Annotated in this window: 15 protein-coding genes, 5 tRNA genes and 1 riboswitch; of the genes, 17 read left to right on the forward strand and 3 right to left on the reverse strand. The window is 46.0% G+C overall.

Annotated features, from left to right (window positions below; translation table 11 throughout):
* Window positions 1-97: 97 nt before the first annotated feature.
* Window positions 98-925 (forward strand): PRD domain-containing protein, encoded by an 828-nt coding sequence (locus V9W66_RS13495; RefSeq protein WP_144096163.1) that lies wholly within the window; start codon window positions 98-100, stop codon window positions 923-925.
* Between the two features lie 28 nt (window positions 926-953).
* Here the strand turns inward: V9W66_RS13495 and V9W66_RS13500 are convergent, their stop codons facing one another.
* Complete coding sequence (locus tag V9W66_RS13500; RefSeq protein ID WP_144096161.1) at window positions 954-1,832, reverse strand: LysR family transcriptional regulator; 879 nt, start codon at window positions 1,830-1,832, stop codon at window positions 954-956.
* 166 nt (window positions 1,833-1,998) lie between these two features.
* On the opposite strand from V9W66_RS13500, the gene V9W66_RS13505 reads away from it, so the two are divergent.
* Both V9W66_RS13505 and V9W66_RS13510 read left to right on the forward strand, forming a co-directional pair.
* Window positions 1,999-2,646, forward strand: coding sequence for a YoaK family protein (locus V9W66_RS13505; protein WP_144096234.1), 648 nt, complete (start codon window positions 1,999-2,001; stop codon window positions 2,644-2,646).
* A gap of 15 nt (window positions 2,647-2,661) precedes the next feature.
* The gene (locus V9W66_RS13510) at window positions 2,662-3,417 is read left to right on the forward strand and encodes a DUF4866 domain-containing protein (RefSeq protein ID WP_186290130.1); all 756 of its coding nucleotides are present in this window, start codon (window positions 2,662-2,664) and stop codon (window positions 3,415-3,417) included.
* 95 nt (window positions 3,418-3,512) lie between these two features.
* On the opposite strand, the gene V9W66_RS13515 is transcribed toward V9W66_RS13510, so the two are convergent.
* Window positions 3,513-4,811, reverse strand: a complete 1,299-nt coding sequence (locus V9W66_RS13515) for a threonine/serine ThrE exporter family protein (protein WP_186290131.1) — start codon at window positions 4,809-4,811, stop codon at window positions 3,513-3,515.
* Window positions 4,812-5,170: 359 nt separating this feature from the next.
* Here V9W66_RS13515 and pckA point away from each other — a divergent pair, with 359 nt between their 5' ends.
* From pckA to V9W66_RS13560, 9 genes are all read left to right on the forward strand, one after another.
* Window positions 5,171-6,775, forward strand: a complete 1,605-nt coding sequence (gene pckA, locus V9W66_RS13520; RefSeq protein WP_144096156.1) for a phosphoenolpyruvate carboxykinase (ATP) — start codon at window positions 5,171-5,173, stop codon at window positions 6,773-6,775.
* Window positions 6,776-7,071: 296 nt separating this feature from the next.
* A riboswitch (NiCo riboswitch) is annotated at window positions 7,072-7,252 on the forward strand.
* Window positions 7,253-7,451: 199 nt separating this feature from the next.
* Window positions 7,452-8,381: a cation diffusion facilitator family transporter gene (locus V9W66_RS13525; protein WP_144096154.1), complete on the forward strand. Its 930-nt coding sequence runs from the start codon at window positions 7,452-7,454 to the stop codon at window positions 8,379-8,381.
* A 305-nt stretch (window positions 8,382-8,686) separates the two neighbouring features.
* Window positions 8,687-8,890, forward strand: a complete 204-nt coding sequence (locus tag V9W66_RS13530) for a hypothetical protein (RefSeq protein WP_022426534.1) — start codon at window positions 8,687-8,689, stop codon at window positions 8,888-8,890.
* Between the two features lie 112 nt (window positions 8,891-9,002).
* Window positions 9,003-9,335 carry a rhodanese-like domain-containing protein gene (locus tag V9W66_RS13535; RefSeq protein WP_144096152.1) on the forward strand — a complete coding sequence of 111 codons (333 nt, stop codon included), beginning with the start codon at window positions 9,003-9,005 and terminating at the stop codon, window positions 9,333-9,335.
* A gap of 125 nt (window positions 9,336-9,460) precedes the next feature.
* Entirely contained in the window at window positions 9,461-10,003 is a 543-nt protein-coding gene (yfcE, locus tag V9W66_RS13540; protein WP_022426532.1) for a phosphodiesterase, read from the forward strand.
* On the forward strand, window positions 10,000-11,157 hold the full coding sequence (locus V9W66_RS13545) for a THUMP domain-containing class I SAM-dependent RNA methyltransferase (RefSeq protein ID WP_144096150.1): 1,158 nt from the start codon (window positions 10,000-10,002) through the stop codon (window positions 11,155-11,157). Before yfcE ends, V9W66_RS13545 begins: the two co-directional genes overlap by 4 nt.
* The gene (locus tag V9W66_RS13550; protein WP_110103311.1) at window positions 11,154-11,738 is read left to right on the forward strand and encodes an XTP/dITP diphosphatase; all 585 of its coding nucleotides are present in this window, start codon (window positions 11,154-11,156) and stop codon (window positions 11,736-11,738) included. The genes V9W66_RS13545 and V9W66_RS13550 overlap by 4 nt, the downstream gene beginning before the upstream one ends.
* On the forward strand, window positions 11,735-12,214 hold the full coding sequence (locus V9W66_RS13555; RefSeq protein ID WP_144096148.1) for a metallophosphoesterase family protein: 480 nt from the start codon (window positions 11,735-11,737) through the stop codon (window positions 12,212-12,214). Before V9W66_RS13550 ends, V9W66_RS13555 begins: the two co-directional genes overlap by 4 nt.
* A gap of 627 nt (window positions 12,215-12,841) precedes the next feature.
* Complete coding sequence (locus V9W66_RS13560; RefSeq protein WP_144096147.1) at window positions 12,842-13,474, forward strand: GH3 family domain-containing protein; 633 nt, start codon at window positions 12,842-12,844, stop codon at window positions 13,472-13,474.
* Between the two features lie 88 nt (window positions 13,475-13,562).
* Here V9W66_RS13560 and V9W66_RS13565 read toward each other — a convergent pair whose 3' ends face one another.
* Complete coding sequence (locus tag V9W66_RS13565; protein ID WP_144096145.1) at window positions 13,563-14,336, reverse strand: hypothetical protein; 774 nt, start codon at window positions 14,334-14,336, stop codon at window positions 13,563-13,565.
* A 262-nt stretch (window positions 14,337-14,598) separates the two neighbouring features.
* Here V9W66_RS13565 and V9W66_RS13570 point away from each other — a divergent pair.
* The 5 genes from V9W66_RS13570 to V9W66_RS13590 all read left to right on the forward strand — a co-directional run bounded on the left by V9W66_RS13570 (window position 14,599) and on the right by V9W66_RS13590 (window position 15,024).
* Window positions 14,599-14,673, forward strand: a tRNA-Pro gene (locus V9W66_RS13570).
* Between the two features lie 27 nt (window positions 14,674-14,700).
* Window positions 14,701-14,771: transfer RNA gene (locus V9W66_RS13575), tRNA-Gly, on the forward strand.
* 18 nt (window positions 14,772-14,789) lie between these two features.
* Window positions 14,790-14,863: transfer RNA gene (locus V9W66_RS13580), tRNA-Arg, on the forward strand.
* Between the two features lie 5 nt (window positions 14,864-14,868).
* Window positions 14,869-14,942: transfer RNA gene (locus V9W66_RS13585), tRNA-His, on the forward strand.
* A 10-nt stretch (window positions 14,943-14,952) separates the two neighbouring features.
* Window positions 14,953-15,024, forward strand: a tRNA-Gln gene (locus V9W66_RS13590).
* The last annotated feature ends 11 nt before the right edge of the window (window positions 15,025-15,035 follow it).

Below are 15,035 nucleotides of genomic sequence, written 5' to 3' on the forward strand. Positions count from 1 at the left end.
CGACAGCTGCAGACAAAAATGTCGACTGAAAATCCGGGGCAGACAGTGGTGGAATGTGGAAAAGCAGCAGGATATATAAAAATGGTGGGGAAAAAAGATGTACAGAGTGAGCAAGGTATTGAACAATAATGGCATCATTGCCATAAATATGGAAGAAAACCAGGAATATGTGCTTCTGGGGAAGGGGGTTGGATTCGGAAAGAAGGTCAGCCAGCGTTTTGAGGCTCCGGCAGACTGTACCCTTTACAGGCTGGCTCAGGAGACAGAACGTGGCTCAGCAAAAGAACTGGCAAAGAGTGTAGCACCGGAATTTCTGGAGATCGCAGATGAGATATTAAGAGAAGCGGAGAAGACCTTCGGGGATACTATAGATAAAGGGATTATTTTTCCGCTGGCTGATCATATCTCTTTTGCAGTGGGACGTATCCGGAATCATGAGCAGATCAGCAATCCCCTGACGGATGACATCAAGGTGCTTTTTTACAGCGAATTCAAGGTGGCGGAGGTACTGAAGAAGATCCTGAAAGAGCAGATGGACATTGAGATCGATGATCATGAGGTGGGATATGTGGCACTTCATATTCACTCTGCACTGGGAGATGAGAAGGTGTCCGTAGCCATGCAGACAGCAAGAGCTGTCCGGGAATGTATCGCCATGATCGAGATGGCTACAGGAAAGAAGATCGATGTGATCTCCCTGTCCTACAACCGTATGATGAACCATATCAAATATATGGTAGCCCGTGTCTCCACAGGGGAGACACTGAAGCTGGATATGAATGAATATATAGAAGAAAAATATCCGGAATCCTACAGGATCGCGGAGGATGTCTGTGAGAGCCTGGGCAAAAGCCTGGGTAAAGAGCTGGATCCTATTGAAATTGGTTATCTTGCCATGCATATTGAGAGGACAGTGGAACAATAAGCATAAATGGCTGATCAGTCTCAGAGATTTACACAATAAATTCAATGGCTTTTTTGACAGCAGTACTCATGGTAGTACTGCTGTTTGTGACTAAGCAGACTTCCCTCTGGGGGAGCGGCTCTTTGAGCTGAAGGGCAAAAATTTTACCGCCATTGATCACTTCCCGGGCAAGGGGTTCCGGGTAAAAGCCGATTCCCAGATTATGGACGATCATGGGAAGGACCTGGTCTGTAGTTGCTGCCTCGATGTCAGGATGAAAAGAAACACGGTTTTCCATAAAGTAATTCATATACATTTCTCTGGTGCTGGTCCCTTCCGCAAGACCTACAAAGGGCAGGTCCTGAAGCTCATGGATGCTGATGGGGGCAGTGGTCAGATCCTTATATTTGCTTCCGCATACAAGGATCTCCCGGTAACGCAGGAGACTTTTTTTCTGTAAAGGCTTGCGGATGGAAATCGGAGTGGTGACAATAGCGAAATCCACCGCATAATTCTTCAGTGCCTGTACAGCCTGTGGAGTAGAATGGTTAAAGAGGCGCAGACGCACATGGGGATATTGCTCGCGGAACAGCTCCAGCTTTTCCAGAAGGATCAGACGCAGGGCATTTTCGCTGGCGCCGATGGAAACCAGACCATGCTCCAGCTCTCCGTTCTGGCGGATTTCCTCCTCGCCGATGGACAGCTGCTCAAAAGCCAGGGCAACGTGTTCATAAAGCTGGCGGCCTTCCGGTGTAAGTGCGATTCCTTTGTTGGAGCGGAGAAAGAGCGTACATTTCAGCTCCTGCTCCAGGTTGTTCATACAGCGGGTGATATTTGGCTGGTTGTTGTGAAGAGCTCTTGCTGCCTTGGTAAAGCTCTTATACTGGGCTACATAATAAAAGATCCGGTAGTAGTCGTAAGTGATCATGTATTGTCTCCATCCTGTGATATGATTTTAATATGTTTACGATATTAATAATACTTTTTACATTTGCTTCTGAGCAAACTATAATACACCCGAGGAAAAAAATCAATGACAGGAGTGATTTAGAGTGGTTTCAGGAGGCAGAAAGCTGCAGAGCGCAGACCGGCAGATGTCAGAAGCTTTTATCACAAGTGTATTTCTGGCAATGTCCGGCGGATTTCAGGATGCCTACACATACTTCACAAGAGATGAGGTGTTTTCCAACGCCCAGACAGGCAACGTGGTTCTGATGAGCCAAAATTTTATGACAGGACAGTGGGGAGAGGGCTTAAGGTACCTGTTCCCTGTTTTAGCCTTTGCCATTGGTGTTGTAGCGGCCGAGCGGATCCAGAATACCTTTAAATATGCAAAAAAACTTCACTGGAGGCAGATGATCCTGCTGATCGAGATCCTGATCCTTTTTGCGGTGGGATTTATGCCGGGAGAATTGGATATGCTGGCAACCGCACTGGTATCCTTTTCCTGCGCCATGCAGGTACAGACCTTCCGGAAGGTAGACGGTTATTCCTATGCAAGCACTATGTGCATCGGAAATTTACGAAGCGGCACGGCGGCGTTGTCCGTGTATTGTCGTGAAAAACGTCCGGAACAGCTGAAGCAGGCTCTTTATTATTTCGGAATAATTTTCTTTTTTGCCATTGGAGCCGGTGGCGGAGGAAATCTGTCCATGAGGCTGGGGATCCCGGCAATCTGGGTATCGGATGTTTTGCTTCTGATCAGCTTTATTCTGATGTTTTCCAGTAAACATAGAGATTAGAAAGGGTGAGGAATTGTGGAAAACAGTACATTATTCCCAAGAGAGGAAAAGGTGGAGCTTTTATTTGAAAAGATCCTGAAGGATCCGGAGGCGTGCAGACGGCTGACGGAGACCTTCTATGAATCCATGGATGCGGATACAGACATAGAATGCGGATATCTTCCTCCGGAAAAATTCGCCTATGCATTGCTGGACGCATATAAAAACCGTGATTTGACTGCTCTCCTTATGGCGATCTGCCAGAACAGTATGTTTGATCTTCTGCGAAATTCTTTTCTGGCACCGTTCAGGTTCAATGCAGATGGACAGGAGAATCCGGTATTTCTCACAGATGAAAAAGGAAATTTTCTGCGGGAAAAGGGAATCCATGTAAGTGACAGGGATTACGACCGATTTCGCAGGATATACAGGGAGAAACCTGGTGTAAAGATGTATCTGGCGTATGGCTACCGGAAACGACATGCCTATCATGAATCTACCATGGAAGTAGAAGAGTACAAAATGGGCGAACATATCGGTGTGCTGCTGGTGTATGAGCTTCCGGACAGCGTAAAGGAAAAGGAAACGGAGGCACAGGCCTATGCGGCTGTATGGGATATCATGATGGCAATTCAGAAGAAGCTTCCAAGAGCTTTTGTGTATTATGGGCAGGATTCTGTGGAGGATGGTGGCAAACGTTATGACGGACTGGGCGTTTTTCTACCCATCCATAAATTTGCGGACCGCCTGGAAAAAATGATCGGGATCGCTGATGAGATCGTAATGAAATAGAGTGTACAAAAAAGGACTGCTTTTGTATTGCTCCGGTTGTCAGAAGGATAGCTAATGACCGGAAGCTACAGAAAGCAGTCCTTTTTGTATGCCCGTCAGGTGCAGTAGCGGAACATTTTGTCTGTAAGAATCCTGGCGAAAATAAGGCCCAGAGGAAGAGCAACGATGATCAGGATCGCAGCTGCAAACCAGGAGGCGGAAACATTCAGGGACATGATACCCAGATTGTAGATCGCCCGGTAGAGATAAAGCCCGGGAACCATGATCACAATGGATGGTACGGTAATGGAAATCCTGGGATATCCCACTTTTGTTTTGATGAGGGAAGCCAGAAGTCCGGCTGACAGTGCTCCGAGAAAAGCTGCGGCGGCAGGTGGGAAACCGGCAAGATCAACAAGCTCCAGCCGGAAGGTGTTGGACAGTGCACCAATGAAAGCGGCAGCTGCGGCAAGTCGGAAAGGACTGTTGAACATGACTGAAAAACCGAATACCCCGCAGAAGCTTGCCAGAAGCCGGAACAGGATCCTCTGAGCTGCCGAAAGATTCAGAGGCAGGAAATCCACAGGCCTCAGATGAAGAAGCAGTGCCATCAGCCAGGCAGAGACAGCAGCCACCATTACAACAATAATGGCGTAGGCCAGTCGTTCCAGACCGGAACGCATATCCAGCTTGGCAAGGTCGATCCCGCTTGTGATAAACGGAAAGCCCGGAATGATAAACAGCATGGAACAGATGTATCCGGCCTCATGCTGGACGGAAATGTGGAACAGAAGCTCTGCCAGCTTCAGGAAGCCTGCATATACAAGACAGGCTGAGGAAACAGAAACTGCAATGCACATAAACAGAGTAAAATGATGCTTGCCAAGCTTGCAGCGGATGGCGTTTCCGATGCCTGCGCCTGCAAAAGCCAGGATCATTTCCAGCGGGCCACCGCCCAGAAGAAAAGTAAATGCACCACAGGCCAGTGCAGAAGCCAGTCCCAGGGCTGCAGGGGAATAAAGCCCGTGGATCCGCTCGATCTCATCTAACTGACTGTGCAGTGCTTCACCGCTCATATGGATACCCTCCGCAGGAAAATCACTGACAAAATGTTCCAGCCTGTTCAGTCTGGAAGTATTTACGCCGGTGGTAGTCAGACTAAGTGCATGGGAAAAACTGCTCTCACCGTCAAAGCAGGTGTAGCTTACAGACATCAGTCCGATATCTGCGGAACAGGTGATACCAAGTGCTTCTGACAATGTATTCATGGAACTCCGTACCCGCCAGGCACCGGTCCCACAGGAGAGAAGCATCATGCCTGTACGGCCGATCAGGGAAGCTTTTTCGGAAAGAGAAGCCTCGGTGATGGGCTGGCTGTTCCTGGCGCTTACGTAGTTGTGCCAGGGGATTTTCATATGATTACGTTTAACCGGAATATCTGACACAGAAATCACTTCTTTCTATATATTAAAATAGTATAGTTATTATTATAAATATATATAATAACTATAATCAGATATATTGTAGCCATTATTCTGAAAAAGTCAAGCGTAGATGAAATAAAATCTGACAGTACTAAAACGCCACTGTTAAAGATTTATCATTTTTTTGCGGAAAATGAATTTTTTTGGTTGCTTTTACGTACAATTTATGTATAATTGTGGGTAAGGAAATAGGAATGTCCAATAATTCCATTCCTGTGGCAGGATGACGAAAACCTGCAATAGTAGGTGGCTATCATAATTACTATTAAAGAAGAGAGGTAAATGTTAAGATGGCAAAAATCGATTTAACAAAGTATGGTATTACCGGAACAACTGAGATCGTGTACAATCCTTCCTACGAGACATTATTTGAGGAAGAGACCAAACCGGAGCTTGAAGGATTTGAGAAGGGTAAGGTCAGTGAGCTTGGTGCTGTCAATGTAATGACAGGTATCTACACAGGACGTTCCCCTAAAGACAAATATATCGTTATGGATGAGAACTCCAAAGACACAGTTTGGTGGACATCCGATGAGTACAAGAACGATAACCATCCGGCAACTCAGGAAGCATGGAATGCAGTTAAAGATCTTGCCAAGAAGGAGCTTTCCAACAAGAAACTTTTCGTAGTAGATGCATTCTGCGGAGCTAACAAAGACACACGTATGGCTATCCGTTTCATCGTTGAGGTTGCATGGCAGGCACACTTCGTAACAAACATGTTCATTCAGCCGACAGCTGAGGAGCTTGAGAACTTTGAACCGGATTTCGTTGTTTACAACGCATCCAAGGCTAAAGTTGAGAACTACAAAGAATTAGGACTGAACTCTGAGACAGCTGTAATGTTCAACATTACAAGTCGTGAGCAGGTTATCGTTAATACATGGTACGGCGGAGAGATGAAGAAAGGTATGTTCTCCATGATGAACTACTATCTGCCGCTGAAGGGCATCGCTTCCATGCACTGCTCTGCAAACACAGACCTTAACGGAGAGAATACAGCAATCTTCTTCGGTCTTTCCGGAACAGGTAAGACAACACTTTCCACAGATCCTAAGCGTCTTCTGATCGGTGATGACGAGCATGGCTGGGATGACAACGGAGTATTCAACTTCGAGGGTGGATGCTACGCCAAGGTTATCAACCTTGACAAAGAGTCTGAGCCGGACATCTACAATGCGATCAAGAGAAACGCTCTTCTTGAGAACGTAACACTTGATGCTGAGGGCAAGATCGACTTCGCTGACAAGAGCGTAACAGAGAACACACGTGTTTCTTACCCGATCAACCACATCAAGAACATTGTTCGCCCTGTATCTTCTGCACCGGCAGCGAAAGAGGTTATCTTCCTGTCTGCAGATGCATTCGGCGTACTTCCTCCAGTATCTGTCCTGACACCGGAGCAGACACAGTACTACTTCCTTTCCGGATTCACAGCTAAACTTGCTGGTACAGAGCGTGGAATCACAGAGCCTACTCCTACATTCTCCGCATGCTTTGGACAGGCATTCCTTGAGCTTCATCCGACAAAATATGCTGAGGAGCTCGTTAAGAGAATGGAGAAGAGCGGTGCGAAAGCATACCTCGTTAACACAGGATGGAATGGAACTGGAAAACGTATCTCCATCAAAGATACTCGTGGTATCATCGATGCTATCCTTGACGGATCTATCCTTAAAGCTCCGACAAAGAAGATCCCATTCTTCAACTTCGAGGTTCCGACAGAGCTTCCGGGCGTAGATCCTGCAATCCTTGACCCACGTGACACATATGCAGATGCTGCAGAGTGGGAGACAAAGGCTAAAGATCTTGCTGCAAGATTCGTTAAGAACTTTGCTAAATATGAAGGAAATGCAGCTGGTAAAGCACTCGTTGCAGCCGGCCCGCAGGCATAATCAGTCATTCCAACTGAATACAGACCGTAGACTTAACCGGGAGCGGATTTATCCGCTCCCGGTTTTTTGACAAACAACGGAGGATCTGTTATTTGATATAGAACTGTGCAGTGCGAAGCATGTTTCCAGACATGGAATAAACAGAAAGTTGAAGATATCTACCTGTAAAATAAAAAACTTTGGCTTGACTAACATAAGGTTCATGGTGTATCCTTTCTGAGAAGTTAAGCGGGAGACCCGTAAGACTGCAAAAATTCTCTTTGCACTGCATTACATTCGAACAGGATGCGAGATCAACAGTACAAACTGAGCAGGCGATGCTTTTCGGAATCGAAAATATTTATCGAAGGCATGGGGCCGGGCCGCAGGAAGCGGCAGCGGATATGGATTTAAACGTAATTGCAAAGAACCTGCATTCACGGAATATGAGGTGAAGCAGAATGTGACTTTGCTTTCAGACATATCTGCGGGACAGTGTATGTTTCGCAGGTATGTCTTTTTACTGCAAAATATGGATGGAACAGAAGGTAGAAGCTGGGATATCCCTATACAGAAAAGAAAGAACACCGGCGAAAAATCGCACTGCAGCGAGTAGTGAAGGAACCGCCGGTTTTTTCACGGAAAATGTTGTGCCATAAGAAGAACCTGATCATATATTTAAAAGGAGGTCCTGTTTATGGAACACACAGAAAACAAAACAATTATACATGATACAGAAAAAACAGCTTCATGGGAACAGCAGACAGCAATGAAGGTATCCGGGATTAGTATTCTGGTAAACCTTTTATTATCTGTATTTAAACTGATCGCAGGTATTGTGGCACATTCAGGTGCGATGATCTCGGATGCCATTCATTCTGCATCAGATGTGGGAAGCACCTTCATCGTAATTATCGGTGTCCGCCTTTCTGCAAAGAAATCAGACAAAGAGCATCAGTACGGGCATGAAAGAATGGAGTGTGTTTCTTCCATTGTCCTTGCAGGAATGCTGCTTGTTACTGGTCTCGGGATCGGAATTACCGGTGCCCGTGATATCGTAAAAAGCACATCCGGCGGAAGCATTGCCATTCCGGGAACACTTGCACTGATTGCAGCAGTGGTATCCATTGTGGTAAAAGAGTGGATGTTCTGGTATACAAGAGGTGCTGCAAAGAAGATCAATTCAGGAGCCCTGATGGCAGATGCATGGCACCATCGTTCCGATGCACTTTCCTCTATCGGAGCGTTTGTCGGTATTTTAGGAGCAAGACTGGGATACCCGATCCTGGACCCGATCGCCAGTATCGTGATCTGCGTTATGATCGCCAAGGCATCGATCGACATTTTCAGGGATGCCATTGACAAGATGGTAGATCATTCCTGTGATGCAAAAACTGAGGAATCCATGAAGAGAGAGATCCTCAAGGTACCGGGTGTCAGAAGAGTAGACCTTCTTAAAACCCGTCTTTTCGGATCCAAGATGTATGTGGATATCGAGATCGCAGCAGATGGAAATATTTCCCTTTTTGATGCACATGATATTGCGGAAAATGTACATCATATGATCGAGAATAAATTCAAAGATGTAAAGCACTGTATGGTGCATGTAAATCCGATCAACGGATAAAAAAACAAGCTGCCGGAGCGACTGTGATCGTCATCCGGCGGCTTGTTTTTGTATAGAGAAACACCCGGTAGGGGAGCTACCGGGTGTTTCGAGGGGAGTATAAATAATTAAATAAGGGGTTATGTAAAAAAAATTTTTGAAGGGTAAATTCTTTTTACAAGGATAATTATAATATAAACTGGAAAAAAAAGCAATATGATTTTGGCGAATAATCTCCAAACTTTTTGGGATACTATTTCCTGTAATAAAAAGCGGCAGAAAGCTTCGGAAAGCCGTAAAATCAACTTCATCAGGAGGTAATTCAAATGGCGAAAAATTACGAAACAGACAGAAATGAGTCTAATTATGCAGGAAAAAATCACGGGGAAAGTGCTTCCAGAAACTGCGGAAAAAACAGCTCTAAGAACAGTTCGGGAAATTCTTCCAGGAACAGTTCCAAAAGCAGCTACGGAAACAAAATTTCCGATGAATATGATTCTGAGAAGGACAGAGGCTCTGACAGATATTAAAGGATAAGAAAAGCGGGAAAAGTCAGAGATGGCTTTTCCCGCTTAAATACATATAAGGGAACATTCACCCGGAAGCTTCCATATAATATACCAAAAAGAGGAGATTTTTTCCATGTTTCAGATCGAAACTATTTCTGCAAAAATGCTGGATTATTATGTGGAGCGCAGCGACGCTGTTATCATAGATCTCCGGGATCCTGCCGCCTACAGAAGGGGACATGTCCGGAACGCGGTAAATATTCCATACAGAGAGCTGGAGGAATATCTTGAGAAAAAACAGGATCAGAAATATCATTTTCCCAAAGATAAGTTGCTGATATTTTACTGCGATCGCGGCGGCGCCAGCATGCAGGCTGCCCGGAGCCTGGCAAGACAGGGCTGTCGTACCAGGTCCGTGATCGGTGGATTTGCAGCCTACAGAGGGAGAAATCTTGTGCGCGGATAAAAAAGCGGACGATATCAAATCAGATTGCGAATGCATATCTGTAACAAATCTTGTATTTTAAAGGAAATCATGATAATGTAAAGAACAGAGATAAAAACCAACACAAATTACAAGGAGAAAAGCTTATGAAATATATGTTTGCGTCCGATGTACATGGTTCGGCATATTACTGTCGGAAAATGCTGGAAGCATATGACAAGGAGAAGGCGGAGAGACTGGTGCTTCTGGGAGATCTGCTTTATCACGGACCAAGAAATGACCTTCCGAAGGAATACGCACCAAAGGAAGTCATCCGCCTTTTAAATGAGAGAAAAAACCAGATCTATGCAGTACGCGGAAACTGTGAGGCAGAGGTGGATCAGATGGTCCTGGACTTCCCGGTTATGGCAGATTACTGTATCCTTGCCATCGAAGGAAAAACGATGTACGCCACACACGGTCATATCTATAATAAGGATAATCTTCCGCCGATGATGGACGGAGACATTCTGATCCACGGCCATACACATGTGCTGAAGGCGGAAAATATGGGGAATTATATCCTTCTGAACCCAGGTTCCGTATCCATTCCAAAGGAAGGTAACCCGCCGACCTATGCAATTCTTGAGAACGGAATTTTTACCATTAAAGATTTTGAAGGAAATACAGTACGGGAGATCACTTTATGAATCTGTGGGAATTAACGGCGCCCTGTCATTTTGGAACAGAGGCGGTGCTGAAGCGTGAAATCCTGGATCTTGGCTATGAAGTGACCAGGGTGGAAGACGGAAGAGTAACCTTTGAGGCTGATGCCCAGGGTGTGGCAGACGCCAATCTGTTCCTTCGTACCACAGAACGTGTGCTTCTGAAAGTAGGCGAGGTAAAGGCCGAGACTTTTGATGAGCTTTTTGAAAAGACCAAGGCTCTCCCATGGGAGAATTACATACCGAAAAACGGTAAATTCTGGGTAGCCAAGGCAAACTCCATCAAAAGTAAGCTTTTCAGTCCATCTGATATCCAGTCCATTATGAAAAAAGCCATTGTAGAGCGTCTCAAAGGCATCTACGGGATTTCCTGGTTTCCGGAAGACGGTCCGGAATTTCCTATCCGTGTGGCCTTTATGAAAGACGTAGCTCTGATCGGAATCGACACTTCAGGAGTATCCCTTCATAAGAGAGGGTATCGCCAGATGACTGTCAAGGCACCTATCACCGAGACTCTTGCCAGCGCTCTTTTGATGCTTACCCCCTGGAAAAAGGACCGTATTCTTGTCGATCCGTTCTGCGGAAGCGGCACCTTTCCTATTGAGGCGGCAATGATGGCAGCGGATATGGCGCCGGGACTGAACCGTCATTTTCTGGCTGAGAGCTGGGAGCATCTGATCCCGAAGGAATGCTGGGAGGATGCAAGAGAAGAAGCCAGAGAACGTGTAAATCTTGATATTGAAACCGATATCCAGGGCTTTGATATCGATGCAGCTGCCATCAAGGCAGCACGCGCCAATGCAAAAATGGCAGGAGTGGACAGACTGATCCATTTCCAGCAGCGCCCGGTCAGTGAACTCCACCATTCCAAACCCTTTGGTTTTATCGTGACAAATCCGCCATATGGTGAGCGGATCGAAGAAAAATCCAATCTCCCTGCACTGTACCGTGAGATCGGTGAAAGCTATAAGGGGCTGGATCGCTGGTCCATGTATCTGATCACTGCCTATGACAAGGCAGAGAATGACATCGGCCGAAAGGCAGATAAAAACCGTAAGATCTATAACGGAATGATGAAAACCTACTATTACCAGTTTCTTGGACCACGTCCGCCGAAGAAAGGAAGTATTAAAGAATGAAAAAGATCATTTTTGCTACCGGAAATGAGGATAAAATGAAGGAAATCCGAAGGATACTTGCGGATCCTTCTCTGGAGATCCTTTCCCTGAAGGATGCCGGGATCCATGCGGATATTGATGAAAATGGAAAAAGCTTTGAAGAAAATGCCATGATCAAGGCAGAAGCAATCAGTAAAATGACCGGCGAGATCGTTCTGGCAGATGATTCCGGTCTGGAGATCGACTATCTGAACAAAGAGCCGGGAATCTATTCCGCACGCTATATGGGTGAGGATACTTCTTATCATATTAAAAACGCAAACCTGATCCAGCGTCTGGAAGGTGTACCCGATGAGAAACGTACCGCACGTTTTGTATGTGCTATTGCGGCAGCTTTCCCGGATGGCAGAAGAAAGACAGTCCGTGCTGCCATGGAAGGCCGCATCGGCTACGAGGAAAAAGGGGAGAATGGCTTTGGCTATGACCCGATCTTTTATCTTCCGGAATATGGCTGTACTTCCGCAGAGCTTTCCATGGAAGAAAAGAACAGGATCAGCCATCGTGGAAAAGCTCTTTGTCTTATAAAGGAAGAGCTTGTATGAAGGTGCTGATCGTAAGCGATACTCACGGAAGAGATGAAAACCTGGAGATCGCGATAAATCGGGAGGCTCCTTTTGACATGCTGGTACATTGCGGAGATGTGGAAGGCAGAGAATTTTATATCGAAGCCCTTGCAGAATGTCCCTGCAGTATTGTGTCCGGAAATAATGATTTTTTCTCGGATCTTCCGAGAGAAGATGTGATCGAGGTCGAGGGAAATAAGATCCTGGTAACTCACGGTCATTACTACGGTGTATTCATGGCCTTTGATCAGCTGGCAGAAGCTGCCCGCTCAAGGGGATGCAATGCGGCTTTTTTCGGACATATCCACGTACCGGTTGTTGAAAAGGAAGCAGGTGTGCTTCTGGTAAATCCCGGAAGTCTGGCTTTTCCCAGACAACGGGGACACCGTCCAAGCTATGCAGTAATGGAGACAGATGGAAAGGGCGAAATGCACGTAGAGATCCGTTACCTCTGATTCCGGCAGAAAAAACAAATAAACTGTCATAATTGATAAAATTTGTGCCAATATTCAGCATATATTAGTCAAAAACGATTGCGAAAGTCAGCTATGTGCTATATAACGAACAAGTAGTTTTTTTAGTAATATAGAGCGTTCTTTAGGGTACTGACCATGAAGGGGTCTCGTTCCTGAGAATGCAGCAGAGCGGAATGAGAAGGTCCGCTTTACATAAATGAAGGGAGAAAATACACATGACTGCGGTTTATTATAGGGAGTATCGGCTTTTTATGCTGCTTCCTGTATGATCATAACAGTATCCGATTGAAAAAAAGCTTTCTTCATCCGTTTTTTAGCATAGGATGTTTCCTGATCGCAGTGTCAACAGGTCTGGTGATCCGGAGCTGCTGGCCGCGGCGGGGAAGTTCTTTTTTTATTTCTGCTGTTTTTCTGACAGCAGCGATCCTGTTTCTGGGACTGTTGATCTATACATTGTTTTTTGCGTTGCCCTTTGATGAGACATATAGTCAAAGAAAATCATGAAAGGCTGGCCTATACAGGGGGTGTTATGCACTCTGCCGACATCCTGGCGTTCTGTGGTTCGCCGGATTTTATTTTTGCCTGGCCGGATTTCTTGATCTGACAATGCAGGATTACATGAAGATCCAGAATCGCCTGATGGAAGAGCAGATCCAGCTCTGGTCAGACTGTGAACTGGGCAAAAGCATTCTGAAGGGCAGGAGGCCATCCGGGATCGACGAGTTCCGTCGGCTGGTACCTCTTACCACTTATGAGGATTATGCGGATATGCTTCATAATTATGAGGATCCCACGTTCACTCCTCCGACCTATCTTATGGATGAGGTTGTTCCCGGGGAGAAATATGAGCTTGTGATCACTGTGTTGAAGGGCGGAGCCTTTGCCAGGTACCGTGTGGGAGATATGTATCGGTGCGTGGGTCTTACCAACCAGGAGGATCGGACACAGATCCCAAGATTTGAGTACATAGACCGTGTTCCGTGGATCATTGATATCGCAGGCTTTACCAGGATTTCGGAAAATGGTATCAAAAGTGTGATCCAGCTGTCCGGGCAGCCGGTTACGGATTGGATCGCAGTGAAAGAATATAATGAGAAAAAACGCCCATATCTGCATCTTTATATAGAAGTAAAAAAAGAAGCGCTGATGTATCAGGCTATGAGCACGGATATTCTGAAAGAACTTCTGACCACATATTTCGGGAAGGAAAGATCCATCTGGCAGAACCGGCGGAGCTGAAACGGGAAGAAAAAGCATAAAGAATATTAAGATTACGGGTCTGACAAGCTATGTCAGACCCGTTTTTGTGAAGAATATGAAGAAAGCTTTATTTATCATCTCCGGTAAGGCGAAGTACATCCCGGATCTCATCCACATTCATATCCAGGATCACGGCAAGTTCATCAATGGTGAATTTGGTGGCGTCATCATCGTCTGTGAGTTCTTTAACCGCAGCCTCCAGGTTTTCTACCTTGGATACCAGATAGTCGTCACGGAATTTCTGCTGTGTCTGTTCCTCAATGGCATGAAGGATCCCACTGCGGATACGACCACGCATCCAGGTATCGTTTTTCTCCTGTGGGTCTGTCTCTTTGAGAGACGCCAGAAGGGCCAGATTTGCCTCCTGAATGAGATCGGCCAGGTGGATTTCCTCACAGTTCAGTTCAGCGGCCATCTGGGCTGCCTGAGCCATGTAGAACTGTGTCAGTGCACCTTCGGCAGCAGTGTCTCCCTTTGCAAAGGCCTGAAAGAGGGACGCAAGATCATCCGGATCAAGTCCTTCCGGGGAAAAGCTTTCCATATAGTCACTGAGATAGGCCTGTTCCTCGGCAGTAAGAGCAGCACGGGTACCCGGAAGCTCTTCCTTGTCGCTGGATTCGGATGAAACAGCATCTGCTCTGGCAGCACCGGTGCCTTCATCGGCGCCTTCGATGGTGATCCCTTTTAATTTGAGATACTGCAGGATCTTTACAAGCTGTGAAGTGCTCAGATCCGATTCATCGAAATGGTCACGGATCTGCTGCTGGGAGAGCTGCTTATTGTTTTCCTCAGCAATGGCACAGATGTCATTAAGCTTCTGCTGAAATAATTTTATATCCATGTAAAAACATCTCCTTAGTACTTGTTTTTTTTCTTGACTTAAATTATGGTTTCATGATACCATAAGCCAGTCGCAAATGACAAGAAAACCTTTAAATAGGCGGAAAAAACGTGAAAAAAAGTTTTTTTAAAAAAATTCAAAAAAGGTGTTGACATTTGTAGATTGCTATAATATAATATCACTTGTCGTCAGGCAGAAAACGAAAACGAAACACAAACGAAGACGACAACAACTTAATAAAAACCATAAGTAAATGGTACATCGGGGTGTGGCTCAGTTTGGCTAGAGCGCCTGGTTTGGGACCAGGAGGCCGCAGGTTCGAATCCTGTCACCCCGACTGCTGTAAACTTATTACCGCAAGCATGCGGGTGTAGTTCAATGGTAGAACACCAGCCTTCCAAGCTGGATACGTGGGTTCGATTCCCATCACCCGCTTCTCTGAGAAGAGAGCATGTGTCTGTAGCTCAGCTGGATAGAGCAACGGCCTTCTAAGCCGTGGGTCGGGGGTTCGAATCCCTTCAGGCACGTTGTGGTGGGTATAGCGCAGTTGGTTAGCGCGCCAGATTGTGGCTCTGGAGGCCCAGGGTTCGAATCCCTGTATCCACCCTTCGCCCATTGGGCTATCGCCAAGCGGTAAGGCACAGCACTTTGACTGCTGCATTCGCTGGTTCGAATCCAGCTAGCCCAGTCCTTTTTTAT

This window comes from Blautia massiliensis (ex Durand et al. 2017), from assembly GCF_051861785.1.
Lineage (GTDB): Bacteria > Bacillota > Clostridia > Lachnospirales > Lachnospiraceae > Blautia_A > Blautia_A luti_A.